The sequence below is a fragment of the Pontibacter sp. Tf4 genome, assembly GCF_014212495.1.
In the GTDB taxonomy this organism is placed as follows: Bacteria; Bacteroidota; Bacteroidia; order Cytophagales; family Hymenobacteraceae; genus Pontibacter.
On the sequence record NZ_JACKZC010000005.1, the window covers coordinates 170,860 to 194,570 of the forward strand.

A 23,711-nucleotide genomic window follows, 5' to 3' on the forward strand; every position below is an offset into this window, starting at 1 on the left:
TGGCAGATAATGCGTAATTTTACCACCTTATAGGCACTGCGCCTGAAATAAACGACAAAGATATGTATTCCTTTCTTACAACAGAAAACTGGGCCGATTACGAATTAGTGGATAGTGGCAACTTTGAGAAACTGGAGCGTTTTGGCCAGTACTACGTAGCGCGCCCCGAGCCGCAGGCCATTTGGGACAAGCACCTGCCCGAGCAGGAGTGGCAGCGCCTGGCACAAGCCGTATTTACCCGCGACAAAGGCAGCCAGGAAAAAGGCCAGTGGAAACTGAAGAAAGGAATGCCCGAACAGTGGTTCATCAACTATAACTATAACGGTCTGAAGCTGCGCTTCCGCTTGGGTCTATCGTCGTTTAAGCACGTGGGCTTGTTTCCGGAGCAGGACGCGAACTGGAAATTTATTTATGACACTACCCGCAAACTGAAAACCCCGCAGCCAAAAGTGCTGAACATGTTTGCCTATACCGGCGCTGCCACCCTGGCTGCCAAAGCTGCCGGTGCCGACGTTACGCACCTCGACTCTATAAAGCAGGTTAACTTCTGGGCCCGCGACAATATGGAAGCCAGCAACCTGGACAATGTGCGCTGGATAGTGGAAGACGCCATGAAGTATGCCCGCCGCGAAGTAAAACGTGGCAACAAGTATAACGGCATTATCCTGGACCCGCCTAGCTACGGCCGCGGCCCGAACGGCGAAAAATGGCAGCTGGAAGACGAACTTAACGAGATGATAAAGCTTTGCCGCGAAATGCTGGACGGCACCGATTATTTCCTGCTGATAAACCTGTACTCTATGGGCTTCTCGGCGATGGTACTCGAAAACCTGATGCGCGGCACTTTCGGCGACATGGTGAAGAACGTAGAACTCGGCGAACTATACCTGCATGATAGCGGTGAGCGAAAACTGCCTTTGGGCACTTTCTTTAGGTTTACTTCGGTGGAAAGGTAGATGCTTGATAGCTAATAGTCTTGATAAGAGAAAATTAAATAGATTATAATGACAAAGATAATATTAGGGCTTCCAGAATCCTTTTATAACAGAATACTCTGGGTGGCGAGAGAATTTCGAACTAATCCCCTATCTCACGAACCCGGTGGTTGTGATGTTATAGTAGAATATCATACTCAAAAAATATATGGCTATGATTGGATTAAGTTCCCATCATTGTATATAAGCAAAATTTGGAATTTCAGCATTTCAAAAATCTATATAAATTATGAAAAGTATGATGAAGACCTGCAATTGAAAATTATAAAACAAAATATAAAAAGAGTCTTTGCCAGAAAATATAATCGAGAAAATTTTGAAAACGAAGAATTTAAGGAAGTATGGAATGCAGAAACTTCTGATAAGATACCGTGGAAACTATTAGAAGAATTTGATTACTATAGGAAGGTTGATAGTAAAACAGCTTTTGAAGAATACTTAAAGCAGCAAGAAAAAAGTTTTGCATACGAAAATCATTTAATAGAATTAGCTAAAAACACTTTGCACCCAGATCAAGCTGAATTCAATGACTATCTAAAGAAGCAAGAGGCGAGCCCTGAATATGAAAAGCATATAATAAAAACTGCTATTGAACGGGCTAAACTTGATGATTTTCTGGCGGGTCGAGACTAATTATTAAAGTATACATTAAGAAGATTTAGCTCCTAGTTAATCTATCTCCCAAATATAAAATTGTCTTGTTGAAAGTAACACTTTGTTACTGTTGTAAAAGCTACAAAGTATAAGCTGCTTTCTAATTGATTGTCACAGCAAACTATAAATAATGAAAAACCGCCTTGCACTGATTGACATGGGTACTAATACATTTCACTTGCTGGTAACGGAAGTGAATGAGCAGGGGCAGTTGCACGACCTATATAAAACCAAAGTACCGGTTCGTTTAGGCCAGGGCGGCATCAGCAACGGCAACATCGCGCCCGAAGCCTACGAGCGTGCCCTTAAAACGCTGAAAGATTTCCGGAAGGTGATTGATGAGCATGGTGCAGAAACGGTTCGGGCAATGGCTACCAGCATGGTGCGCAACGCAGCCAACGGCGACGATTTTGTAAAGGACATCTACAAGCAGACCGACATTGAAGTAGAAGTAATAGACGGTGCCCGCGAAGCCGAACTGATCTACTACGGCGTACGCTTCGCAGGTGTGCTGAACGAGCAGACAGCCCTTATCATGGATATTGGCGGCGGCAGCGTGGAGTTTATAGTTTGCAACAACCAGGAGATCTTCTGGAAACGCAGCTTCGAGGTAGGTGCCCAGCGCCTGATGGACCAGTTCTTCACCGCAGACCCGATACCAGCCGAGAGTATAGCCGCCGAAAAAACTTATTTAGCTGAGAAACTACAACCACTCTCCGAAGCGGTAGCAACCTATAAACCAACTATATTGGTAGGCTCATCCGGTACCTTCGATACGCTTTGCGACATAGATGCCCTCCGCAAAGGCGACACCTCCCGTCAGCAAACTATTCCACCGGCATCGGAGCTGACGATGGATGATTTTTATAGTATCTACAAGGACCTGCTTCACAAAACCCACGACGAGCGCTTAGCCATCCCCGGCATGCTGGAAATGCGTGTGGATATGATTCTGCTGGCAACTATACTGGTAGACTTTGTGCTGGAGAACTATAAGCTAAAAGAGATCCGGGTATCGTCGTATGCGCTGAAGGAAGGCGTGTTGCAGCAAATGCTGGGGAAGTAGTCAGAATCAGGATTTTCAGGATTCGGGGATTTTCAGGATTTGGTCTTTTGCTATAGTTTAGGCTAAAGTTCTATAGTTACTATACAGGTTTGGCTGACGTGAGCGCCCACGCTCGTGACTTAGGATGGTGTTGAGTCTCCCGACTCAACTGGCCCGAAAGGGACAGGCTTGCATTAAGCGCTGGCTATAGTTCTATAGTTAACGTTTTAACCCACCCCTACCCCTCCCGAGAGGGGAATTTCGGCCCTTACTATAGTTTGAGCTATAGTTCTATAGCTACAGCCCACGAACAGGACAGGTTTACCTGTCCCTACTGAACTATAGCCACGAGAAAGTAATCGGTCTGCTATAGCAAAGAGCAAGCACAACAACTATAGCTAAGGCAGAAGCTATCGAATTGTTATCAGTCTTTGGGTTGAGCGCCTTGTAGATTTCCGGTGCCTGCAGGGCATTGCGAGGCACGAGCAAAGGAAATGTACACCGCGCGATGCCCGAAGACGGGGCCTCCCGGCCCGGGAGGGAGCCAACTAAACTATAAAACAGTAGGCTCTTAGAGCTCTCAGGATTAGAAGTAGCTATGGAATAGATGGCTTGTTTCCAGCAGTAGGCAAAGCCAACTATAGCACGATAGACCTTGAGCTATAGTCTGAGATAGATTTCTCACTTTGTTCGAAATGACAGACAAGAAACCATAAGACATATAAGATGTCTCGCAGCTACGCTGGCTCTTTTCGACTCGCGTCTACAGATTGCTCGGGATGACAGCAAACAAAAAAGGCAGGTTATTCACCTGCCTTTTACATTCAAATTTATCCTTTTGCTAAACGCTTTCTTTCCTTCTCATAAGCCTTTCGCAGCTTCTTCAGATCGCGGTTGTTATTGGTGTGCTTCATGGCTAAAGCCTCGGCATCATCTTTTAAACCTAACTGCACGTCCTGAGATGCCAGTTGTTTGCCTAACTGCTCCTGCACGTCTTTGGTCTTGCGGTTCTTGTAGTCCTTCTGCAAAAGTATAGTTAATAAACTGATCGCAACTTCCTCCTCGCCCAGGCTGGCATAGTATTGCACCACTTCAGCCGTGAACGGCAGTTTTGGAGTTTCTTTGGCATAGTTGTACAGCGAAATATGATCCAGCCCGAAACGGTTCACTTCGTAGGCTTTGTAATGTTTCTCGGCCTGGTTGTAGGTTTGCAGGGCTTCGGCGTAGCGGCTGCTGGCAACAAAACGATTTACATCCTCCAGCATTTGCTGGTAACGCACAGCAGCCAATATTGCTTCGCGGCCATCTTTTGCAGTAAAATCGGCTAACTGACACACGCTGTTATCGCCGGCTACTGCCAGGGCAGCTAAGTAGGCTTTATCGGCAGCTAAGTATTGTTTGCTGCGGGCCAGCTCTTTTGCCTTCTGTACATGGGCATCGTACGCGTTTTGCGCGTTCTGGCACTCCTGGGTTACAATGCGGTCGCGGAGCAGGTTGTATTTGCTGATCACCTCTTTATCCTGCGCTAAACCATAGCGGCCCTGCATGGCAACAGCTTTTGATGCCGTAGCGCGTGCATCTGGCAACCTGTTCTGCATGGCCTGCTCGTAGCCCGCCTGCAAATCTGCCAACAGCACTGGTTTTGCGGCTTTCTGAGCCAAGGTAGTCAGTTCGGTTACGGGCTTAAAAGTATAGCTGTCTTCCAGGTCCAGGGCAGCATCGAACTGGCTAAGCGCAGCACCATAGTTTTTGCTGTTCAGGTAGCTTTTGCCTTTGTCGATGTGCTCTACATAATAAGTATATTTTACCTGGTTCTGTAGTTCAATGGCTTCGGTTGGTTGTGGCAATACATCGCGGTAGTCACTCTGGAAACGCAGGGCATCTTCAGCAAGCCTGTCTGCCCTGGCAATGTTGTTACGGGTCAGTTCCCGTTTTCCTTCTGCTACCATGTTCTTATAGATACCTGTTGCGGCACGGCCTTCGCCTTCGCGCAGGGCTGGCAGGTTACAGCCAAGTCCGCCTACGTTGTTGCACATGTCGCGGGCAGTATTAAAAGCCTGCAGTGCCGCATTGTAGTCGCCGCGGTTGGTCAGGTTGTGGCCCTGTGTGATGTGCGCGTTATAGATGTCGTATGCCAAAACCTGTAGCATCTGGCGGGTTTCCGGGTCAATGCGCATCCCTGTCAGCACGCTTAAGGTACGGGCAGTTGCCTCTTTCAGGTAGCCGTTCGCAAAATCCAGGCGGGCCAGTTGCAGGTGCGATGGAGCAAACTTAGGGTTCACTTCCAGCGATTTCACAAAATAAGCCTTCGCTGCATTAGCGTTGCCTGATGTAACCATGCTCATGCCTTTGTTAAAGAACTGCAGGTCCATGGTGCTGAGGGCATAGTCTACGGCGCGGCGGCGCTCCTGTAGCTGGCGGTTCAGGTCAGTCATTTTCTGGGTAAGCTGTTGCGGGTCGTACTGGCGCAGGTTCAGCTTTTCTCTGAAATTCTGATCTTTGATGCGCGCATACATATCCTCCATCTGGCGCAGGTTGTGGTTGTGCTGGCTGATGCGGTCTACATCGTCCGGTTGAATGTGGTTGATATCCTGCAGGGCGCGGCTTATAGTTGCTTCGGCCGCATAATAATCGCGTACCAGTTCGCGGTATCTTTTAAAGCGTGCAACACTCTCTGTTGTATAAACAAGCTCCAACGGCTCCACCACCAAACTATAGTTCGGGTTGGCAGTGGTATCTGGTATGGTTACATCCAGCAGCGTAACGCCTTCTTTTTTGAAAGCAATGTTGCTCAGGTTAAACACCTGCAACTCTTTCTTCTTCCCGTCCAGCAACTTTACTTTCGCATTTAGCTTTTCGGGTAGCAGTACATCCTCCACCCCAAAGTCTTTGTAAGTCACATCGCTGTTCACACCTATTTTAGAGAGCTGTACTTTCAGTTGCAGTTTATCGCCGGCATCGGCAATACGGGCCTGTTGCTCCAGGCGCACCACAAATTCCGGTGTACGACTGGTTGGCCGCCCGCCACCTCTTTTTACATCGCCTTCTTTTAATAAGCTGATGATGGAATTAATGTGCGTCTGGCTGCTGCTACCGGTTGTGCTATACTTTAGCAGGTAAGCTTCCGGGGTGGTTTCTTCGAAAATGAGTTTGGTCTGTGCCTGTGCAACAAAGGCGGTCAGCAACAGGAAAGAAGAAAGTATAGCTCGTATCATAGGAAAAATATAAATAGCCTAAGCTGCCGAAAACAAAATCTGTTCCACAAACTTAAGCCGGCTTAAAAGTATATAAAAAAATACATACTTGCAGGGCTTACCCGCACTATAGTGTTGTGTACTACACCTATAAAGGCAGATTTATCCGAGCGATTGGAAGCAGAATTTAGTAATTTGCCGCCTTTGATTACAGCAATTCAGACGAATGTATACCTACCGACAATTATTTGACTTCACCAACGAAGTTTTTTTAGCCATGGGCTGCCCGCCAAAAGATGCCAAGTTAGCTGCCGAAGTATTACTGGAAGCCGACCTGCGCGGTGTTGACTCGCATGGCGTTGCCCGCCTGAGCGGTTATGTACGCCTGTGGGAAGCCGGCCGCATTAACCCGAAGCCAACCATGCGCATTGTGCACGAAACCCCCAGCACCGCCACTGTGGACGGCGATGGTGGTTTAGGCCTGGTGATCGCGCCGAAAGCTATGGACATTGCCATTGATAAAGCAAACAACGTAGGAACCGGCTGGGTATCGGTGCGTAACTCCAACCACTTTGGCATTGCCGGCTATCACGCCATGGAGGCCTTAAGTTCGGATATGATCGGGATGGCGATGACCAATGCCAGCCCGCTGGTAGCCCCGACCCACTCTGTAGACCGCATGTTAGGGACCAACCCTATTGCCGTAGCGGTGCCTACTAAAAAGCAACCCCCTTTTGTAGCCGACTTTGCCACGGCATCGGCGGCCAACGGTAAACTGGAGATACTGCAGCGCAAGAACAAGAAAGCTCCTGTTGGCTGGATACAGACTGCCGAAGGCGATGATACCGATAATGCCAACGAACTGAAGGATGGCGGCGCTCTGCTCCCGCTCGGTTCTGATTTAGTGCACGGCAGCCACAAAGGATATGCCCTGGCGGCTATAGTTGATATTTTCTCGGCTGTGCTTTCGGGTGCCAACTATGGCCCGTGGGTGCCACCGTTTGTAGCCTTCCTAAACCCGCCTGCTGACCCGGTAGGGAAAGGTATCGGTCACTTTTTAGGAGCCATGCGCATCGATGCCTTCCGCCCTGCCGATGAGTTTAAAGAGCACATGGACCGCTGGATTGAAACCTTCCGGGCGGCCAAGACCAAGAAAGGCGAGAAAGCTGTACTGATACCCGGCGACCCGGAACGAGAAATGACCGAAATCCGCCTGAAAGAAGGTATTCCGTTGCTGGACCCTGTGGCAGAAGATCTGGAAAAGTTAGGAAAGAAGTTCGGCATCAAATTCTAAACTATAGCGCCAACTATAAAAACCATGAAACTATACTCCGGATGGCTACTGGCACTCTTCCTGCTGGCAACTATAAGTACGGCATCGGCCCAGAAAGCAGCGCGTTTTTATACCACGTCTGCAATTGATACGGCCCGTAACTATACGCTTGTTATCCAGCCTGAAAAAGGAAAGCCGACCGGTCTGGTGCTGTTATTCCCGGGTTTCGGGGAAACGCCGGCAGATGTATTGAAGGAAACCACCTTCCCGATGGCAGCCGCGAAAGCTGGCTATGTGGTAGCAATGCCTTACATGGAGGGCAATGCCGGGCTCTATTTAACAGATGCCAAACAACAGCGGATTGCGCAGCTGGTGCAGGACCTGCAGAAGAAGTATAAACTGCAGGATAAGAAGATTGCGGTTGGCGGATTTTCGATGGGTGGCACTACAGCTGTTAAGTTTGCGGAGTATAGTTTGGCAACACCTGCTGCGCCTAAGGTTTCTGCACTTCTTGCCGTAGACCCATTGTTGGATATGGAGCGTTTTGAACGTAGTGTGCTGAAAGCAATACAGCGAGGCCAGTCGCCGAGAGCAAAGCAGATGCTGCAGTACATGCAACATTTGCTCCGGCAGGATTTCAGTACTACTCCGTTACAAAGCCCGGAGAAGTTCTACTCCATTTCGCCTTATACTTACTCCGACACGGCAAACACTGCCATTAAGCCACTGAAACAGTTGCCGGTACTTTTCTATTCGGAGCCGGATGCTGCAAACCAGTTTAAAACCAACCAGCGCGACCTGTACGACCTGAACACCGCTGACTGTATGGGCATGATCGCTGATCTGCAAAGCATGGGCAATCAACAAGCACAACTCATCCTTTCCACCGGCAAAGGCCGCCGCGCCGATGGTACTGTTAATCCGCATTCGTGGTCTATTCTGGAAGTGGATCAAACTATAGCCTGGCTACAACAGCATCTGAAATAAAGCATTATCAGGACCAGCAACTTTAGTTAAAACAGAAGCGCCGGCAGTTTATAGTTGCCGGCGCTTCTGTATTCGGGAATGATTAAACACACCTCTACTCCTCTCAAGAGGGAATTAAAATTACTTACTCTATCTTCTTGCCTGTCATGGCTTGTTTGATGGAGATCTGCATGACGCGCTCCGCAAACGGACTTGTCTGTTCTTCCAGAATGTCCACAGCTTTCAGGATCGCGTCTTTATCGCCGCTGCCCAGTACGTTTTTCAGGTTCTGTACATTGGTTCTGGTCAGCTCAATTTCTTCAGTTGTCAGGTGCTCGCCGTTCTTCTCTACAAAGCGCTCTACCTGGTAAATCATTTGCTCGGCTGTTGTGCGGGCTTCGATCACCATACGGGTAGAAACGTCTTCTTTGGCGTGTGTGATAGAGTCCATCAGCATCTGCTCTACCTGCTCGTCAGTCAGGCCGTACTGTGGTTTTACTTCCACTTCCTGGCGTACGCCAGAGCGTAGTTCAATAGCTTCCACTTTCAGTATTCCGTCGGCGTTCAGGATAAAGTTCACATCTACTTTCGGAAAACCGGCCGGCATGGCAGGTATGCCTTTCAGGTCGAACTCTGCCAGTTTGCGGTTCTCTTTCACTAAGTCGCGCTCGCCCTGGTACACCGATATCTTCATATTCACCTGCCCATCTACCGACGTGGTGTACTGGCGGCCGGCTTTGGTTGGGATCTTAGAGTTACGAGGAATGATAGAATCCATCAAACCACCCATCGTTTCGATACCCAGTGTCAGCGGCGTTACGTCCAGCAACAGAATATCTTTCCGGTTACCAGCCAGAATATCGGCTTGTATAGCAGCACCCAACGATACGACCTCATCCGGGTTAAGCGAGTTGTTGGCCTGCTTCCCGAAGAACTCCGACACCGCATCATATACCATCGGCACGCGCGTAGAGCCACCCACCATGATCACGGCATCTATCTGCTCTGGCTGCAGTTTGGCATCGGCCATAGCCTGGCGACAGCTTTCAATCGTTCGGGCAACTATAGGCGCAATCAGTGTTTCGAACGTGTGGCGCTCGATGTGGCAATCTATCGTTCCGTTTATAGTTCCGGCATAGACCGGCTGCGAGCTCAGCGTCCTTTTTGCTTCTTCGGCTTTCAGGCGCAGTTCCTGCTGCAGGTTTTTGTCTTCGTTTACCGTATCAGCTATCAGCTGATTTTCCTGTATCCAGTGGTTGATAATGGCTCTGTCAAAGTCATCACCACCTAGGTAGGTATCACCGTTAGTGGAAAGCACTTCAAAAATGCCCTGATGGATGCTCAGGATAGAGATATCAAACGTACCACCACCTAAATCGTACACGGCCACGGTTTTCTCTTCGTTCGGATCGATGCCGATGCCATAAGCCAGCGCCGCAGCAGTTGGCTCATTAACAATACGCAGTACTTCCAGGCCAGCCAGTTTACCGGCATCGCGGGTTGCCTGGCGTTGTGAGTCGTTGAAGTAAGCTGGTACGGTAATAACTGCGCGGTTCACAGGCGTCTTCAAAGAGTGCTCTGCACGCTCGCGCAGTTCCTTCAATATCTCCGCCGACAGCTCGATTGGGGAATAAAACTTATCGCCTACTCTTATTTTTACCAGGCCTTCACTGTCATCATCAATGATCTTGTAGCCAAAGTAATCTTTATGCTCGCCTACATCTTTATACGATTTGCCCAGCAGGCGCTTAACAGAGTAAATGGTATTGGCCGGATCAGTGGTCAGGTAATCTTTGGCATCGGTGCCAACTATAGTTTCGCCGGTCTGGGTAAAATGCACCACCGACGGTACGATGGTACCACGCCCCTGGTCGTTAATAGCGATCGGTTTTTTATCTTCAGGATGGATGTAGGCTACTAAACTGTTGGTAGTACCCAGATCTATACCTACTATAACTTCTTCCTGCTGAATAGAGCCGGTAGAAAGGTTTATTGCAACTTTTGCCATAGTATCTATACTTAGGTGAGGCCGCAAACTATAGTTGCAGCACAATGGCACAAAGTTACGAATTATTTAGGCAGGGTTTAAGGGATGAGCAGGTTATTGGCCCCGAAAGTGAAGTAGCAAACTATAGTTACTCCAACTTATATTATACCATAAACAGAAAAGCTGCTCACAAGAACAGCTTCCGATCAAAGTATAACTTCTAACTATAGTCTACTCCTCCTCCTTGGTAACTATAATGAACACATCCTCGTTCGGGCGTTTCATCAGGTATTTTTCGCGGGCGTATTTTTCCAACAGGTCAGCATTCCCCATCAGGGCTTTGCGGTCTTTCTCCACTTCTTCCATCTTCTCCAGATAGCCTTCTTTCACGTCTTCCAGATCGCTGAGTTGTTTGCTCATCTGGTACTGCGTAATAAAGTCGTTGGAGTCGAAAAAGAGCATCCACACCACAAACAGGGCTGTTGTGATAAAGTAGAAATTGCGGAAAAACTTAGGAATGCGCTTCAACATCGGGAACTATAGCTAAAAGGTACTTATACAAAAATAAGGCTGTGAGTCATATAACCCACAGCCTTAGCCATAAATATTTTTAAATGTAGGATTTTAGAACTTACGGCCCGGATAGTAAGCAATTTCACCAAGCTCCTCTTCAATGCGGAGTAGCTGGTTATACTTCGCCATACGGTCAGAACGCGACGCAGATCCGGTTTTGATCTGGCCTGTATTAAGCGCAACTGCCAGGTCAGCAATCGTGTTGTCTTCTGTCTCACCCGAACGGTGGCTCATCACGCTCTTATACCCATGGCGCAGGCCTAAGTTAATAGCGTTTATAGTTTCCGTCAGTGTACCGATCTGGTTCACTTTGATCAGGATAGAGTTAGCTACCCCTTGGTCGATGCCTTGCTGCAGACGCTTCACGTTTGTTACAAACAGGTCATCGCCTACAAGCTGCACGTTCTTACCAATCGTTTCAGTAAGCTGCTTCCAGCCTGCCCAGTCGTCTTCTGCCATACCATCTTCAATCGAGATGATCGGGTACTTCTCTGTCCACTCTTTCCAGTAGCTCACCATGTCCGAAGACGAAAGCTTATCGCCGGTAGATTTCTTGAACGTGTAAAGGCCAGTAGACGCATCGTAGAACTCAGAGCTGGCCGCATCCATCGCGATCATCATGTCGTCGCCTGGCTTGTAACCTGCAGCTTCAATTGCCTGAAGTACTACTTCAATCGCTTCCACGTTAGATGCGATGTTTGGCGCAAAACCACCTTCGTCGCCCACGTTTGTAGAAAGGCCTTTTTTCTTCAGTACATTCTTCAGGTGATGGAACACTTCAGAACCCATACGCAACGCTTCAGAGAACGAAGGAGCTCCAACCGGCATGATCATAAATTCCTGGAAGTCGATCGCGTTATCCGCGTGGCTACCACCGTTCAGGATGTTCATCATCGGCACTGGCAATGTGTTGGCATTAACACCACCTACATAGCGGTAAAGCGGCATGTTCAGCTCCTGCGCAGCAGCACGTGCTATTGCCAGCGATACACCCAGTATAGCATTTGCACCCAGGTTACCTTTATTGTCAGAGCCATCCAGCTCGATCATGATCTTGTCCAGCAGGTTCTGGTCGAACACCGGGAAACCAACAAGCTCTTCCGCAATTTTGCCGTTTACGTTTTCAACTGCCTGCAGTACACCTTTGCCCATGTACTTGCTCTTGTCGCCGTCGCGCAGCTCTACTGCTTCGTGTATACCTGTTGATGCACCAGAAGGCACAGCAGCACGGCCCATGATACCTGTTTCGGTTATAACATCTACTTCAACAGTAGGATTGCCTCTCGAATCGAAGATCTGACGGGCTTTAATATCTGTGATTAAGCTCATTGGTTTGTTTAATCTATAGTTTTACTTGGTTTTTACTCTTTTCTAATAAGGCCACAAAGTCATCAAACAGATACTCTGAATCGTGCGGCCCCGGCGAAGACTCCGGGTGGTACTGTACCGAGAAGGCTGGCTTGTTCTTCATGCGCATTCCTTCAATGGTGTTATCGTTCAGGTTAATGTGCGTTACTTCCAGTTCCGGATGGTTCTTCAATTGTTCTGCATCTACCACAAATCCATGATTCTGGCTCGTGATCTCGCTACGACCAGTTAACAGGTTTTTCACCGGATGGTTAAGTCCGCGGTGCCCGTTGTGCATTTTGTAGGTAGCAACCCCATTTGCCTGTGCCAGCATCTGGTGCCCCATACAAATACCAAACATAGGTTTTTCTTTCTCCAGTATCTGTTTCACACTGTTTACTGCCACCTGTGTAGCAGCAGGGTCGCCGGGACCATTGGAAATAAAGTAGCCATCCGGGTTCCACTTTTCCATCTCTTCAAACGGCGTATCGTACGGGAACACTTTTACCTCACAGCCGCGTTGCATAAAGTTGTGCAGGCTATTGCGCTTTACACCTAAGTCCAGAACAGCAACTCTGTATTTCACATCTTCCGGCTTCAGGTCGTATGCTTCCGGAGTACTCACTTTCGAAGACAGCTCCAGACCATCCATCGACGGTACTTCAGCCAGTCTCTTACGCAGCTCTTCAATATCTGTTATTTCCGACGAGACGATGGCATTCATGGCTCCTTTATCACGGATATGACGCACCAGCGACCGGGTATCAATTTCGCAGATGCCTACTACACCAGCCTTTTCGAAATATTCCTGCAACGACCCTTCTGCCGTTTTTCTGGAGTAATGATGCGAGAAGTCTTTACAAACAAGGGCGCTTATCTGCACTTTGCCCGACTCCACTTCTTCCGGCTGCACGCCATAGTTGCCTACGTGCGAGACCGTGTTCACTACCACCTGTCCGTAATAGGATGGATCGGTAAAAATTTCCTGATAGCCTGTCATACCGGTATTGAAGCAAAGCTCACCACCGGACGTTCCAATCTTGCCTAAGCTCTTTCCTTTATAAACTGTACCATCCTCCAGTAGAAGAATGGCTTCTGTAGCGGTATGTTTTTTCATTTCGAGATTTTTACAAAAATAAAAAAGGGACACGACTTATGTCCTGTCCCTTTAAAATATTTCAAAGAATACGCTTATTCAGCATCTTTTGCATCTTCTGCAGTTGCATCAGTTTCAGCAGCTTTAGGAGCTTCTGCAGCACCTTCTGCTTTCTTCTTAGCACCACCAGCACCACGACGACGAGTTTTCTTCGCGCCAGCTGCTGAACCTGTAGTTGCCAGCATATCCTCGTTGTAGTCTACCAGCTCAATAACACACATTTCTGCGTTGTCACCAAGACGTAGACCTGTTTTCAGGATACGGGTGTAACCACCTGGTCTGTTAGCGATTTTTGCTGCTACTTCATCAAAAAGCTCTTTAACAGCTTCCTTCTCCTGAAGGTAAGCGAATACAGTTCTCCTTGAATGCGTAGTATCGTTCTTAGATTTTGTAAGAAGAGGTTCTACATACTTACGAAGAGCTTTTGCTTTTGCTACTGTAGTAGAAATACGTTTCTTCAGAATAAGGGAAGCAGCCATGTTAGACAGCATCGCCTTACGGTGAGCAGCAGTTCTTCCTAAGTGATTGATTTTTTTACCGTGTCTCATTTTTTTGATTGTGCACGTGCATACCGTCGATCAACCTTTCGGGATCGGGAATTATGCCGTAGGTTATTATTCTTCTTCTAATTTATATTTGGAAAGGTCCATACCAAAGGTTAAACCTTTTTCCTGTACTAAGTTCTCTAACTCAGTCAACGATTTCTTACCGAAGTTACGGAATTTCATCATATCAGAGATGTCTAACTGCACCAGGTCACCAAGCGTTTTGATGTCGGCAGCCTTTAAGCAGTTGTAAGCTCTAACAGATAAGTCCATATCCTGAAGTGGTGTCTTCAGAACTTTGCGCATGTGCAGCAGTTCTTCATCTACAACCTCTTCTTCTTCTGGCTTAGCCGTTTCAAACGTCATTGTGTTGTCAGAGAAAAGCATGAAGTGCTGTATAAGGATATTGGCAGCTCCTTTCAATGCTTCTTCCGGATGGATTGATCCGTCAGTCTGGATTTCCAGCACAAGTTTTTCATAGTCGGTCTTCTGCTCCACACGCGTGTTCTCAACACTGAACTTCACATTTTTGATTGGTGTGAAGATAGAGTCGATAGAGATTAGACCAAATACCTGGTCAGCTGGCTTGTTTTCTTCAGCAGGCACATAACCACGGCCTTTCTGAATAGTAAGCTCAACTTCTAATGAAAGATTTTTATCCAGGTTACAGATCACCAGCTCAGGGTTCAGAACTTCAAAGCTTGAAGTGAACTTGTTAATATCACCGGCATAGAAAGTATCTGCACCGTTGATAGTAACCGTGATCTTGTCATCGATAACTTCGCTGATCTTCTTAAAGCGAACCATTTTCAGGTTCAGGATAATGTCAGACACATCCTGCACCACACCTTCAACTGATGAGAACTCATGCAGTACACCAGGTATGCGAACGCTGGTAATTGCATAACCTTCTAACGAAGAAAGCAAAATTCTGCGTAGCGCATTACCGATGGTTACACCGTAACCTTTTTCAAGCGGCTTGAATTCAAATAAACCATGAAAGTCGTCGGCTTTTTCCATTACAACTTTCTCTGGCATTTGAAATGCTAATATTGACATACTTGCAGTGTTAAAGGTTAAAAATTGATTATGCTGCTTACTTAGAGTAAAGTTCAACGATCAGCTGCTCCTGGATCTTCTCCGGGATCAGGTCACGCTGTGGCGCAGAGATAAACTTACCAGCCATTTCAGTTGCGTCCCACTCTAACCAACTAAACTGTCTTGCATTACGAACAGATAAGCTTGCTGTAATGGCCTCAAGAGATTTAGATTTCTCTCTAACAGCTATAACATCACCAACTTTTAAACTATAGGAAGGTATGTTTACGATGTTACCGTTAACAGTAATGTGCTTGTGCAGTACAAGCTGACGAGCAGCTCTGCGAGTTGGCGCAATACCCAGACGGTAAACCGTATTGTCTAATCTTGACTCCAGGAGGATTAACAGGTTTTCACCAGCAATACCGCCTTTTCTCTGAGCTTTTTCAAACAGGTTAGCAAATTGCTTCTCTAATACACCGTAGATGTATTTAGCTTTCTGCTTTTCAGTCAGCTGAATAGAGTATTCAGACTGCTTTTTACGACGGCCACGACCGTGCTGTCCTGGAGGATAAGCTTTCTTTTTTAATGCTTTGCTTGGGCCGAAAATCTCTTCATTGAATTTTCGAGAGATTTTACTTTTTGGACCAGTATATCTTGCCATTTTATTTAATCTACTTTAAAAATTAAACTCTTCTGCGTTTAGGAGGACGACATCCGTTGTGTGGTAATGGCGTAACATCTTTAATAGTTGTTACTTCAATACCTGAATTTTGCACAGTACGGATAGCGGACTCTCTACCTGCGCCAGGGCCTTTAACGAAAACCTCAGCTTTACGCATACCTAAGTCATAAGCAACTTTAGCGCAATCTGAAGCTGCCATCTGTGCAGCGTAAGGAGTGTTCTTCTTAGAACCTTTGAATCCCATTTTACCAGCAGAAGCCCAAGATATAACTTGTCCTGCGTTATTGGTTACCGAGATAATAATATTGTTGAAAGAAGCTTTGATGTGTACCTGGCCAGTTGCCTCAACAACTACAACACGCTTCTTAGCTTTGTCTTTTCTTTTCTGAGCCATGATCAATTATTATTTAGAAGCTTTCTTCTTGTTTGCAACTGTTTTACGCTTACCTTTTCTCGTACGCGAGTTGTTCTTTGTACGCTGTCCACGAACCGGAAGACCCTTACGGTGTCTCAATCCACGGTAGCAACCAATGTCAAGAAGACGCTTAATGTGCAACTGTACTTCAGATCTTAATACACCTTCCGTTTTAATGTCAGTTGCAATAATATTTCTGATCTCGTTAGACTCATCTTCAGACCAGTCTTTTACTTTCTTGTCAAGATCCACCCCGGCTTTGTTTAAGATAGTCTTAGACAGATTACGACCTATACCAAAAATATAGGTTAGTGCAATCTCACCTCTCTTGTTATCCGGAATATCAACTCCTGCTATTCTAGCCATACTTGTTTAATTAACCTTGTCTTTGTTTATATCTTGGATTTTTTTTGTTGATGACGTAAAGCTTACCCTTGCGACGGATAATCTTACATTCAGCACTTCTCTTTTTAACTGATGCTTTAACTTTCATTGTATTTATTTATATCGATAAACAATCCGACCTTTTGTTAAATCATAAGGAGACATTTCCAACTTTACTTTATCTCCTGGAAGAATTTTTATGTAGTTCATTCTCATCTTCCCTGAGATATGAGCAATTAACTGGTGTCCGTTCTCCAATTCAACACGGAACATGGCATTTGATAAAGCCTCGATTATAGTTCCGTCCTGTTCAATAGATGACTGCTTGGCCATTTATGCTTTTTTAGCTTTTTCTATATATTCAAAGGTAGTCAGAATTTCTGGCTGACCTTTTCTGATCACAACTGTGTGCTCAAAATGAGCGGAAGGTTTTTTGTCACGTGTCCGGATCGTCCATCCATCATCTTCCTGAACAACATTTCGTGTTCCGAGGTTAATCATAGGCTCAATCGCTAACACCATTCCTTCTTGTAGTTTTACGCCTTGCCCTCGCTTACCATAGTTAGGTACTTCCGGAGCTTCGTGCAGATTACGGCCAATTCCATGACCAACTAATTCGCGCACAACTGTAAAACCATTACTTTCAGCATGTAGCTGAATGGCATTGCTCAAATCGCCCATTCTGTTACCAGCGACCGCTTTCTCAATGCCTTTATATAAACTCTCTTTTGTTACTTCCAGAAGTTTCTTTACTTCTTCTGGTACTTCGCCAACTGTATGTGTATAGGCTGAATCACTATGGTAGCCTTTGTAATACACACCACCGTCTACCGAAATAATATCTCCGTTGCGCAGTATATGTTTTCCAGGAAACCCGTGTACAACAACTGCATTGGGAGAGATACATAAACTATAAGGGAAACCATTATAGTTCAAAAATGAAGGTACAGCACCATGGTCCCGGATAAACTCTTCTGCGCGTTTATCTAATTCCGCTGTAGTAACACCCTCCTTTATAAGCGAAGCTATTTCGCCATGGGCTTTGCCTAATATCAAAGCACCCTGGCGAATTAGCTCAATTTCTTCTTCAGTTTTATAATAAATCATTTATTAAGATACCATGGCAATATTCTCTGATCTGCCTCTAAGCTTACCTGATTTCATCATACCATCGTAATGGCGCATTAACAGGTGGCTTTCAATCTGCTGCAGGGTATCCAGCACCACGCCAACCATGATGATAAGAGAAGTACCACCAAAGAAGTGGGCAAATTCTCTTGTTACACCAAGTAACATCGCTATGGCTGGGAAGATCGCAACAAGAGCAAGGAATAGAGCTCCTGGTAGTGTAATCTTAGTTAAGATAGTATCAATGTATTCAGACGTAGCACGACCAGGTTTAACACCAGGTACGAAACCACCACTTCTTTTCAGATCTTCAGCAATTCTGTTTGGATCTACACTGATAGCTGTATAGAAATAAGTGAAAACAAGGATCAGCAGACCAAATACCAGGTTATACTGCCAGGATGTAAAGTCCGAAAAAGTAGATCCGATATAGTTTGCAGTTTCACTTGTATCCGCCCACATACCAGCGATCATAGCTGGTAGGAACATAAGTGACTGAGCAAAGATGATTGGCATCACACCAGCTGCATTCACTTTTAGTGGAATGAACTGTCTCTGTCCATTGTAAAGAGAGCTACCGCCAACCTGCTTCGCATACTGAACAGGTATTCTTCTAACTGCCTGTGTAAGCATTACAACAGACATTACTACGAAGAACAGAACTGCTAATTCGAACAGGAATACCAGTGCTCCATTTAGTTGTTTTGATAAGAATTCTGCAGCAATAGCTCCCGGGAATCTTGATACGATACCGATCATGATAAGCATGGATATACCATTACCTATACCTTTATCGGTAATTCTTTCACCAAGCCACATACAGAATATAGTACCCGCAGACAGTACGATCATCGAAATGATGGTAAATAGCGTCGTGTTAATAACGATTGCCTCTGCAGGGATTGTAGCAACAAAGCCAACAGCCTGTGCTAACGTGATGATAATAGTAAGAACTCGGGTGATCTGGTTGATTTTCTTTCTACCAGATTCACCTTCCTTCTGCATTTTCTGAAAATAGGGTACAGCAATTGTTAATAGCTGCAGCACAATCGAAGCTGAAATATATGGCATGATACCCAAAGCAAAGATGGATGCGTTACTGAACGCACCACCAAGGAAGGTATCTAATAAACCAAATAAACCAGATGTGTTCGCATCCAGATTATCAGGATTAATGCCAGGAAGAACAACAAAAGAACCTAATCTAAAAATTGCTATAAAACCGATCGTATTGAGAATCCTTACTCTTAGATCATCAATAGCAAAAATGTTCTTTATAGTTGTTATAAACTTCTTCATACTGCTTAGATAGCTACTGTTTTACCGCCTGCTTTTTCTATTGTTGATGTAGCTGATTGAGAGAAAGCATGAGCATGAACTTCAATTGCTTTATTTAACTCACCTCTACCTAATACTTTTACTTTATCATTTTTAGAAACCAAACCATGTGCTTTGAAGAAATCAAAGTTAAGTACAGTTTCACCAGTGTTATCCGCTAATGACTGAAGTACATCCAGGTTGATTGCTTTGTACTCAACACGGTTGATGTTCTTGAAGCCATACTTCGGAACACGTCTCTGAAGTGGCATCTGACCACCTTCGAAACCAGATTTCTGCGAATATCCAGAGCGAGACTTAGCACCTTTGTGTCCTCTTGTAGAAGTACCACCTCTACCGGATCCGGTACCGCGGCCAAGTCTTTTTCTCGACTTAACAGCTCCTTCAGCAGGTTGTAATGAATTTAAATACATCTTATTGCTCTTTTACTTCTACCAAATTCTGAACTTTATTAACCATACCAGCAATCTGTGGTGTATACTCTACAGTTACTGATTTATTGATTTTGCCTAATCCCAGTGCCTGAATTGTCAGCTTCTGAGTTTTAGGTCTGTCAATAATGCTTTTAACTTGTGTGATAGTTACTTTCGCCATGACATTAACCATTAAATACTTTCTGTAAATTAACACCTCTTTGCTGTGCAACAGCTAATGGATCACGCATTTTGGCAAGTGCATCGAATGTTGCTTTTACCACGTTATGCGGGTTTGATGATCCTTTTGATTTGCAAAGTACGTCTTTGATACCAGCACTTTCCAATACAGCACGCATAGCACCACCGGCAATTACACCAGTACCTTCAGCGGCTGGCTTTACAAGCACATAACCACCTGAGTATTTACCTTCCATTGCATGTGGCACTGTATGATGATAAAGAGGAACCTTAACCAGGTTTTTCTTTGCATCATCTATACCTTTCGCGATTGCATCTGTTACTTCGTTGGCTTTGCCTAAGCCGTAACCAACTACACCATTGCCATCACCAACTACTACAATGGCAGCGAAGCTGAATCTTCTACCACCCTTTACTACTTTGGCAACTCTGTTGATAGCTACTACTCTCTCTTTTAACTCGATTTCGCTAGCCTTCACACTGCGTATATTGTTCTTCAACATAATATTTAGAATTTAAGGCCCGCTTCTCTGGCGCCATCAGCCAATGATTTTACTTTACCATGGTAAAGATAACCAGATCTGTCAAATACAACCTGCGTGATACCTTTTTCCAGAGCTTTAGAAGCTATCTCTTTACCTACTTTAGAAGCAGTTTCAATATTAGCTTTCGCAGCATCATCAAGTTTAGCTGAAGAAGCAGCCGCTAATGTAACACCAGCTACATCATCAATAATCTGTGCGTAAATTACACGATTACTTCTGAATACAGATAGTCTTGGTCTCTCTGAGGTACCAGATATCTTTCTTCTGATGCTCTTTTTTATTCTCGATCTTCTTTTTTCTTTAATAGCAGACATGATGATGTTTATTATTTAGATGCTGTTTTACCAGCTTTTCTTCTCACTACTTCACCAACAAATCGGATACCTTTACCTTTGTAAGGCTCAACCTTACGCAGAGATCTGATTTTAGCAGCTACCTGACCGATAAGCTGCTTATCAATGCTCTCTAAAGTAACAACTGGTGATTTACCTTTTTCAGTAACTGCGTTAGCTGTAATCTCAGCTGGCAGGGCAACGAAAATATTGTGTGAGTAACCTAGAGCTAATTCCAGAACCTGTCCTTGAACAGATGCTTTGTAACCAACACCCACTAATTCCAACTGCTCCTTATAACCTTCACTTACACCAACTACCATGTTGTTAATCAGTGATCTGTAAAGACCATGTAAAGCTTTGTGACGTTTCTGTTCAGTAGGTCTTTCAACGATGATCTGGTTATCTTCCTGCTTCACGATGATATCCGCGTCAACAGTAGTTGTTAAAGTACCTTTAGGCCCTTTAACAGTAACCACATTCTTTTCATCGACAGATACCTGAGTGTTACCAGGCAGGTTGATTGGCAATTTTCCTATACGTGACATTGTCTCTCCTCCTGATTAATAAACATAACACAATACTTCGCCACCAATGTTCTGCGTACGAGCTTCTTTATCGGTCATTACACCTTTAGAAGTTGAAACAATGGCAACACCTAATCCGTTTAACACGCGAGGAAGTTCTTCACTACCTGCATATTTACGAAGCCCTGGCTTACTAACTCTTTCTAACTTAACAATCGCAGATTGCTTAGTAGAAGGATTGTACTTCAGAGCTATCTTAATATTTCCTTGTACAGCAGAGTCTTCAAACTTGTAGCTTTGAATGTACCCTTTATCGTACAATACTTTGGTTATTTCCTTTTTAATTTTGCTAGATGGTATTTCAACTATCCTGTGGTTAGCCTTTATGGCATTACGCACTCGAGTTAAATAATCTGCTATTGGATCTGAGTTCATTATGAATGACTTAAATAATGACGCTTTTTTTCTAAGCGAGCCGCAAAGATAATTATTTTTCTTTATCTATTCTATAGATACCAGAAAAATTACCAGCTCGCTTTTGTTACACCTGGTATTTTACCTGCAAGAGCAAGCTCTCTGAACGTAACACGCGAAATACCGAACTTTCTCATATATCCGCGTGGTCTTCCAGTTAACTTACATCTGTTATGCAATCTGATAGGAGATGCATTTTTAGGCAATTTATCCAAGCCTTCATAATCTCCTTTAGCTTTAAGCTCAGCTCTTTTTGCAGCATATTTTGCTACTGCTTTTTGTCTCTTAAGCTCTCTTGCTTTTACTGCTTCTCTCGCCATTGCTATTACTTTTTAACGTTTGTGAAAGGCATACCAAAAGCTTTTAATAGCTCATAACTTTCCTCATCAGTATTAGCTGTTGTAACGAAAGTGATGTCCATACCACTAATGGATTTGATTTTATCAATGCTGATCTCCGGGAAGATGATCTGTTCTTTGATGCCCAGTGTATAGTTACCTCTGCCATCAAATCCTTTATCACTTACACCTCTGAAGTCACGTACACGTGGAAGAGCAATTGTAAGAAGTCTGTCAAGGAATTCATACATTTTCTGTCCTCTCAATGTAACACGCGCTCCGATCGGCATACCTTCACGTAGCTTGAAGTTAGACACAGATTTCTTGGCTATAGTTGCAACAGCCTTCTGACCAGTAATCGTTGTTAATTCATCAACACCGATATCAACCAGCTTCTTGTCTGCTACAGCGGCACCAATACCTCTGTTAATGGAGATCTTTGTAATTTTTGGCACCTGCATGATGTTCTTGTACTGGAACTTCTCTTTCAGGGCAGGCACTACCTCCGTTTGATATTTTTCTTTTAGTCTTGCAGTTGCCATTTTAGATTACTTCTCCTGTTTTTTTAGAGTAACGTTCAGTTTTACCTTCGCTGTTTTTTCTCTTGGCAGTCTTAACCCGTTCGCCTTTTGCATCTACCAGCATTACATTGCTTGCATTGATAGGAGCTTCAGTTTTAGAGATACCACCCTGAGGATTCTTAGCGCTTGGTTTCGTGTGCTTCGTTACCAGGTTTAATCCTTCTACTACTACTTTATTTTTATCTGTAAGTACAGATGTAATACGGCCTGTCTTACCGCGATCGTCACCAGCAATAACTTTTACCATATCGCCAGTTTTTACATGAAGTTTTTTCTTATTCATCTTTCCGAGAATTATGAGTTATAGAACTTCAGGCGCAAGTGATACAATCTTCATGAATTGTTTTTCACGAAGCTCACGAGCTACTGGACCAAAAATACGCGTACCGCGTGGTTCATTGTTCGCGTTCAACAGAACAGCTGCGTTATCATCAAAACGGATATAAGAGCCATCTTTTCTACGGATCTCTTTTTTAGTTCTTACGATAACAGCTTTTGATACTGTTCCTTTCTTTACGTTTCCAGAAGACAAGGCAGATTTAACAGTAACAACGATTCTATCACCGATAGAAGCGTATTTTTTACCTGTACCACCTAATACACGGATACAAAGAACTTCCTTTGCACCACTGTTGTCCGCTACAGTTAATCTTGATTCCTGTTGTATCATCTTACTTAGCTCTTTCTATAATTTCTACTAAACGCCAGTTCTTGTTCTTGCTAAGCGGACGAGTTTCCTGAATACGCACGGTATCCCCGATGTTGCACTCATTCTTTTCGTCGTGAGCCATGAACTTTGTCGACTTGCTAACGAACTTCCCGTAGATCGGGTGCTTCATTTTGCTTTCAACAAGTACAGTGATAGATTTGTCCATTTTGTTGCTAACAACCTTACCACTTCTTTCTTTTCTAAGATTTCTCTCTTCCATTTTCTTTAAGTATTAAGAGTTAGCTTCAATTTCACGACGACGCAACTCTGTATTCAGACGTGCAATTGTTGCCTTTGCTTCACGAATTTTCATTGGGTTCTCCAATGGCGATATAGCATGAGCAAAACGAAGGTTTTGCATGTTGGTCTTCTCAGTATTAAGCTTCTCTTGTAGTTCCTCTAAAGACAAAGCTTTTATTTCTGAATTTTTCATTTTACTATTTCTCAACGTAATCTCTACGTACTACAAACTTTGTTTTAACAGGTAACTTCTGTGCAGCTAAACGAAGTGATTCTTTTGCCACGTCCAGAGATACACCATCAGATTCGAACATGATGGTACCAGGCTTAACAACGGCTACCCAATACTCAGGTGAACCTTTACCCTTACCCATACGAACTTCGGCAGGTTTCTTAGTAACTGGCTTATCAGGGAAAATTCTGATCCAAACCTGTCCTTCACGTTTCATTGCTCTTGTCATCGCGATACGGGCAGCCTCAATCTGACGGCTTGTGATCCATGATGCTTCAAGAGATTTTATTGCAAATGATCCGAATGAAATGGTGCTACCTCTGTGGGCAAGACCAGTCACACGACCTTTCTGCATTTTTCTATATTTAGTCCTTTTCGGCTGTAACATTTTCTAAA

Annotated in this window: 32 protein-coding genes; 5 read left to right on the top strand and 27 right to left on the bottom strand. The window is 44.7% G+C overall.

What is annotated here, in order from left to right:
* Window positions 1-62 precede the first annotated feature (62 nt).
* The 3 genes from H7F15_RS09830 (at window position 63) to H7F15_RS09840 (ending at window position 2,715) form a co-directional block, all read left to right on the top strand.
* Window positions 63-956 (top strand): class I SAM-dependent methyltransferase, encoded by an 894-nt coding sequence (locus H7F15_RS09830; RefSeq protein WP_185196806.1) that lies wholly within the window; start codon window positions 63-65, stop codon window positions 954-956.
* A 48-nt stretch (window positions 957-1,004) separates the two neighbouring features.
* Window positions 1,005-1,628 (top strand): hypothetical protein, encoded by a 624-nt coding sequence (locus tag H7F15_RS09835; RefSeq protein ID WP_185196807.1) that lies wholly within the window; start codon window positions 1,005-1,007, stop codon window positions 1,626-1,628.
* Between the two features lie 151 nt (window positions 1,629-1,779).
* Entirely contained in the window at window positions 1,780-2,715 is a 936-nt protein-coding gene (locus H7F15_RS09840; RefSeq protein ID WP_185196808.1) for a phosphatase, read from the top strand.
* 809 nt (window positions 2,716-3,524) lie between these two features.
* Here H7F15_RS09840 and H7F15_RS09845 read toward each other — a convergent pair.
* Window positions 3,525-5,909 carry a hypothetical protein gene (locus tag H7F15_RS09845; RefSeq protein ID WP_185196809.1) on the bottom strand — a complete coding sequence of 795 codons (2,385 nt, stop codon included), beginning with the start codon at window positions 5,907-5,909 and terminating at the stop codon, window positions 3,525-3,527.
* A 205-nt stretch (window positions 5,910-6,114) separates the two neighbouring features.
* On the opposite strand from H7F15_RS09845, the gene H7F15_RS09850 reads away from it, so the two are divergent.
* Complete coding sequence (locus tag H7F15_RS09850; RefSeq protein ID WP_185196810.1) at window positions 6,115-7,182, top strand: Ldh family oxidoreductase; 1,068 nt, start codon at window positions 6,115-6,117, stop codon at window positions 7,180-7,182.
* A gap of 24 nt (window positions 7,183-7,206) precedes the next feature.
* Window positions 7,207-8,148 (top strand): alpha/beta hydrolase, encoded by a 942-nt coding sequence (locus tag H7F15_RS09855; protein WP_185196811.1) that lies wholly within the window; start codon window positions 7,207-7,209, stop codon window positions 8,146-8,148.
* Between the two features lie 124 nt (window positions 8,149-8,272).
* Here the strand turns inward: H7F15_RS09855 and hscA are convergent, their stop codons facing one another.
* From hscA to rplP, 26 genes are all read right to left on the bottom strand, one after another.
* Window positions 8,273-10,135: a Fe-S protein assembly chaperone HscA gene (hscA, locus tag H7F15_RS09860; protein ID WP_185196812.1), complete on the bottom strand. Its 1,863-nt coding sequence runs from the start codon at window positions 10,133-10,135 to the stop codon at window positions 8,273-8,275.
* A gap of 210 nt (window positions 10,136-10,345) precedes the next feature.
* A complete protein-coding gene (locus tag H7F15_RS09865) occupies window positions 10,346-10,645 on the bottom strand; it encodes a septum formation initiator family protein (protein WP_185196813.1) in 300 nt (99 codons plus the stop codon).
* A 93-nt stretch (window positions 10,646-10,738) separates the two neighbouring features.
* Window positions 10,739-12,016 (bottom strand): phosphopyruvate hydratase, encoded by a 1,278-nt coding sequence (gene eno / locus H7F15_RS09870; protein WP_185196814.1) that lies wholly within the window; start codon window positions 12,014-12,016, stop codon window positions 10,739-10,741.
* Between the two features lie 13 nt (window positions 12,017-12,029).
* Window positions 12,030-13,151: a glutamine-hydrolyzing carbamoyl-phosphate synthase small subunit gene (gene carA / locus H7F15_RS09875; RefSeq protein WP_185196815.1), complete on the bottom strand. Its 1,122-nt coding sequence runs from the start codon at window positions 13,149-13,151 to the stop codon at window positions 12,030-12,032.
* 74 nt (window positions 13,152-13,225) lie between these two features.
* Window positions 13,226-13,738: a 50S ribosomal protein L17 gene (gene rplQ / locus H7F15_RS09880; protein ID WP_185196816.1), complete on the bottom strand. Its 513-nt coding sequence runs from the start codon at window positions 13,736-13,738 to the stop codon at window positions 13,226-13,228.
* Between the two features lie 66 nt (window positions 13,739-13,804).
* A complete protein-coding gene (locus H7F15_RS09885) occupies window positions 13,805-14,794 on the bottom strand; it encodes a DNA-directed RNA polymerase subunit alpha (protein ID WP_185196817.1) in 990 nt (329 codons plus the stop codon).
* 37 nt (window positions 14,795-14,831) lie between these two features.
* Entirely contained in the window at window positions 14,832-15,437 is a 606-nt protein-coding gene (gene rpsD / locus H7F15_RS09890) for a 30S ribosomal protein S4 (protein WP_163912502.1), read from the bottom strand.
* A gap of 22 nt (window positions 15,438-15,459) precedes the next feature.
* On the bottom strand, window positions 15,460-15,852 hold the full coding sequence (gene rpsK, locus H7F15_RS09895; RefSeq protein WP_137759957.1) for a 30S ribosomal protein S11: 393 nt from the start codon (window positions 15,850-15,852) through the stop codon (window positions 15,460-15,462).
* Between the two features lie 9 nt (window positions 15,853-15,861).
* Window positions 15,862-16,239 carry a 30S ribosomal protein S13 gene (gene rpsM / locus H7F15_RS09900; protein ID WP_163912499.1) on the bottom strand — a complete coding sequence of 126 codons (378 nt, stop codon included), beginning with the start codon at window positions 16,237-16,239 and terminating at the stop codon, window positions 15,862-15,864.
* A gap of 10 nt (window positions 16,240-16,249) precedes the next feature.
* Window positions 16,250-16,366, bottom strand: a complete 117-nt coding sequence (gene rpmJ, locus H7F15_RS09905; RefSeq protein WP_163912497.1) for a 50S ribosomal protein L36 — start codon at window positions 16,364-16,366, stop codon at window positions 16,250-16,252.
* Window positions 16,367-16,371: 5 nt separating this feature from the next.
* A complete protein-coding gene (infA, locus tag H7F15_RS09910) occupies window positions 16,372-16,590 on the bottom strand; it encodes a translation initiation factor IF-1 (protein WP_162346229.1) in 219 nt (72 codons plus the stop codon).
* Complete coding sequence (gene map, locus H7F15_RS09915) at window positions 16,591-17,364, bottom strand: type I methionyl aminopeptidase (RefSeq protein ID WP_185196818.1); 774 nt, start codon at window positions 17,362-17,364, stop codon at window positions 16,591-16,593.
* Window positions 17,365-17,367: 3 nt separating this feature from the next.
* Window positions 17,368-18,684, bottom strand: coding sequence for a preprotein translocase subunit SecY (secY, locus tag H7F15_RS09920; protein WP_185196819.1), 1,317 nt, complete (start codon window positions 18,682-18,684; stop codon window positions 17,368-17,370).
* A 5-nt stretch (window positions 18,685-18,689) separates the two neighbouring features.
* Window positions 18,690-19,136 (bottom strand): 50S ribosomal protein L15, encoded by a 447-nt coding sequence (gene rplO / locus H7F15_RS09925; protein WP_185196820.1) that lies wholly within the window; start codon window positions 19,134-19,136, stop codon window positions 18,690-18,692.
* Window position 19,137: 1 nt separating this feature from the next.
* Window positions 19,138-19,317 (bottom strand): 50S ribosomal protein L30, encoded by a 180-nt coding sequence (rpmD, locus tag H7F15_RS09930; protein WP_221627036.1) that lies wholly within the window; start codon window positions 19,315-19,317, stop codon window positions 19,138-19,140.
* Between the two features lie 4 nt (window positions 19,318-19,321).
* Window positions 19,322-19,840 carry a 30S ribosomal protein S5 gene (gene rpsE, locus H7F15_RS09935; protein WP_185196822.1) on the bottom strand — a complete coding sequence of 173 codons (519 nt, stop codon included), beginning with the start codon at window positions 19,838-19,840 and terminating at the stop codon, window positions 19,322-19,324.
* 5 nt (window positions 19,841-19,845) lie between these two features.
* Window positions 19,846-20,196 (bottom strand): 50S ribosomal protein L18, encoded by a 351-nt coding sequence (gene rplR / locus H7F15_RS09940; protein WP_185196823.1) that lies wholly within the window; start codon window positions 20,194-20,196, stop codon window positions 19,846-19,848.
* An 11-nt stretch (window positions 20,197-20,207) separates the two neighbouring features.
* Window positions 20,208-20,762 (bottom strand): 50S ribosomal protein L6, encoded by a 555-nt coding sequence (gene rplF, locus H7F15_RS09945; RefSeq protein ID WP_185196824.1) that lies wholly within the window; start codon window positions 20,760-20,762, stop codon window positions 20,208-20,210.
* Window positions 20,763-20,777: 15 nt separating this feature from the next.
* Complete coding sequence (rpsH, locus tag H7F15_RS09950) at window positions 20,778-21,176, bottom strand: 30S ribosomal protein S8 (protein WP_185196825.1); 399 nt, start codon at window positions 21,174-21,176, stop codon at window positions 20,778-20,780.
* Window positions 21,177-21,265: 89 nt separating this feature from the next.
* Window positions 21,266-21,535: a 30S ribosomal protein S14 gene (gene rpsN / locus H7F15_RS09955; protein ID WP_185196826.1), complete on the bottom strand. Its 270-nt coding sequence runs from the start codon at window positions 21,533-21,535 to the stop codon at window positions 21,266-21,268.
* A 5-nt stretch (window positions 21,536-21,540) separates the two neighbouring features.
* Window positions 21,541-22,095: a 50S ribosomal protein L5 gene (gene rplE / locus H7F15_RS09960; RefSeq protein ID WP_185196827.1), complete on the bottom strand. Its 555-nt coding sequence runs from the start codon at window positions 22,093-22,095 to the stop codon at window positions 21,541-21,543.
* Between the two features lies 1 nt (window position 22,096).
* Complete coding sequence (gene rplX, locus H7F15_RS09965; RefSeq protein ID WP_185196828.1) at window positions 22,097-22,417, bottom strand: 50S ribosomal protein L24; 321 nt, start codon at window positions 22,415-22,417, stop codon at window positions 22,097-22,099.
* 18 nt (window positions 22,418-22,435) lie between these two features.
* Window positions 22,436-22,804: a 50S ribosomal protein L14 gene (gene rplN / locus H7F15_RS09970; protein ID WP_018476849.1), complete on the bottom strand. Its 369-nt coding sequence runs from the start codon at window positions 22,802-22,804 to the stop codon at window positions 22,436-22,438.
* Window position 22,805: 1 nt separating this feature from the next.
* Window positions 22,806-23,063 carry a 30S ribosomal protein S17 gene (gene rpsQ / locus H7F15_RS09975; RefSeq protein WP_185196829.1) on the bottom strand — a complete coding sequence of 86 codons (258 nt, stop codon included), beginning with the start codon at window positions 23,061-23,063 and terminating at the stop codon, window positions 22,806-22,808.
* Window positions 23,064-23,075: 12 nt separating this feature from the next.
* Window positions 23,076-23,276 carry a 50S ribosomal protein L29 gene (gene rpmC, locus H7F15_RS09980; RefSeq protein ID WP_185196830.1) on the bottom strand — a complete coding sequence of 67 codons (201 nt, stop codon included), beginning with the start codon at window positions 23,274-23,276 and terminating at the stop codon, window positions 23,076-23,078.
* Window positions 23,277-23,280: 4 nt separating this feature from the next.
* A complete protein-coding gene (rplP, locus tag H7F15_RS09985; RefSeq protein ID WP_162346215.1) occupies window positions 23,281-23,703 on the bottom strand; it encodes a 50S ribosomal protein L16 in 423 nt (140 codons plus the stop codon).
* Window positions 23,704-23,711 lie beyond the last annotated feature (8 nt).

Coding starts and splice junctions, on each gene's coding strand:
- rplE (WP_185196827.1), bottom strand. CDS start 22,095: ATGGCAACTGCAAGACTAAAAGAAAAATATCAAACGGAGGTAGTGCCT.
- hscA (WP_185196812.1), bottom strand. CDS start 10,135: ATGGCAAAAGTTGCAATAAACCTTTCTACCGGCTCTATTCAGCAGGAA.
- H7F15_RS09830 (WP_185196806.1), top strand. CDS start 63: ATGTATTCCTTTCTTACAACAGAAAACTGGGCCGATTACGAATTAGTG.
- secY (WP_185196819.1), bottom strand. CDS start 18,684: ATGAAGAAGTTTATAACAACTATAAAGAACATTTTTGCTATTGATGAT.
- rpsD (WP_163912502.1), bottom strand. CDS start 15,437: ATGGCAAGATATACTGGTCCAAAAAGTAAAATCTCTCGAAAATTCAAT.
- rplX (WP_185196828.1), bottom strand. CDS start 22,417: ATGAATAAGAAAAAACTTCATGTAAAAACTGGCGATATGGTAAAAGTT.
- rplF (WP_185196824.1), bottom strand. CDS start 20,762: ATGTCACGTATAGGAAAATTGCCAATCAACCTGCCTGGTAACACTCAG.
- rpmC (WP_185196830.1), bottom strand. CDS start 23,276: ATGAAAAATTCAGAAATAAAAGCTTTGTCTTTAGAGGAACTACAAGAG.
- H7F15_RS09840 (WP_185196808.1), top strand. CDS start 1,780: ATGAAAAACCGCCTTGCACTGATTGACATGGGTACTAATACATTTCAC.
- H7F15_RS09885 (WP_185196817.1), bottom strand. CDS start 14,794: ATGTCAATATTAGCATTTCAAATGCCAGAGAAAGTTGTAATGGAAAAA.
- rpmJ (WP_163912497.1), bottom strand. CDS start 16,366: ATGAAAGTTAAAGCATCAGTTAAAAAGAGAAGTGCTGAATGTAAGATT.
- carA (WP_185196815.1), bottom strand. CDS start 13,151: ATGAAAAAACATACCGCTACAGAAGCCATTCTTCTACTGGAGGATGGT.
- rplR (WP_185196823.1), bottom strand. CDS start 20,196: ATGTCTGCTATTAAAGAAAAAAGAAGATCGAGAATAAAAAAGAGCATC.
- rplN (WP_018476849.1), bottom strand. CDS start 22,804: ATGATACAACAGGAATCAAGATTAACTGTAGCGGACAACAGTGGTGCA.
- rpsQ (WP_185196829.1), bottom strand. CDS start 23,063: ATGGAAGAGAGAAATCTTAGAAAAGAAAGAAGTGGTAAGGTTGTTAGC.
- rpsE (WP_185196822.1), bottom strand. CDS start 19,840: ATGTTGAAGAACAATATACGCAGTGTGAAGGCTAGCGAAATCGAGTTA.
- H7F15_RS09835 (WP_185196807.1), top strand. CDS start 1,005: ATGACAAAGATAATATTAGGGCTTCCAGAATCCTTTTATAACAGAATA.
- rplQ (WP_185196816.1), bottom strand. CDS start 13,738: ATGAGACACGGTAAAAAAATCAATCACTTAGGAAGAACTGCTGCTCAC.
- H7F15_RS09865 (WP_185196813.1), bottom strand. CDS start 10,645: ATGTTGAAGCGCATTCCTAAGTTTTTCCGCAATTTCTACTTTATCACA.
- H7F15_RS09855 (WP_185196811.1), top strand. CDS start 7,207: ATGAAACTATACTCCGGATGGCTACTGGCACTCTTCCTGCTGGCAACT.
- rplP (WP_162346215.1), bottom strand. CDS start 23,703: ATGTTACAGCCGAAAAGGACTAAATATAGAAAAATGCAGAAAGGTCGT.
- rpsN (WP_185196826.1), bottom strand. CDS start 21,535: ATGGCGAGAGAAGCAGTAAAAGCAAGAGAGCTTAAGAGACAAAAAGCA.
- rpsK (WP_137759957.1), bottom strand. CDS start 15,852: ATGGCTCAGAAAAGAAAAGACAAAGCTAAGAAGCGTGTTGTAGTTGTT.
- rpmD (WP_221627036.1), bottom strand. CDS start 19,317: ATGGCGAAAGTAACTATCACACAAGTTAAAAGCATTATTGACAGACCT.
- rpsH (WP_185196825.1), bottom strand. CDS start 21,176: ATGAACTCAGATCCAATAGCAGATTATTTAACTCGAGTGCGTAATGCC.
- infA (WP_162346229.1), bottom strand. CDS start 16,590: ATGGCCAAGCAGTCATCTATTGAACAGGACGGAACTATAATCGAGGCT.
- H7F15_RS09850 (WP_185196810.1), top strand. CDS start 6,115: ATGTATACCTACCGACAATTATTTGACTTCACCAACGAAGTTTTTTTA.
- rplO (WP_185196820.1), bottom strand. CDS start 19,136: ATGTATTTAAATTCATTACAACCTGCTGAAGGAGCTGTTAAGTCGAGA.
- eno (WP_185196814.1), bottom strand. CDS start 12,016: ATGAGCTTAATCACAGATATTAAAGCCCGTCAGATCTTCGATTCGAGA.
- H7F15_RS09845 (WP_185196809.1), bottom strand. CDS start 5,909: ATGATACGAGCTATACTTTCTTCTTTCCTGTTGCTGACCGCCTTTGTT.
- rpsM (WP_163912499.1), bottom strand. CDS start 16,239: ATGGCTAGAATAGCAGGAGTTGATATTCCGGATAACAAGAGAGGTGAG.
- map (WP_185196818.1), bottom strand. CDS start 17,364: ATGATTTATTATAAAACTGAAGAAGAAATTGAGCTAATTCGCCAGGGT.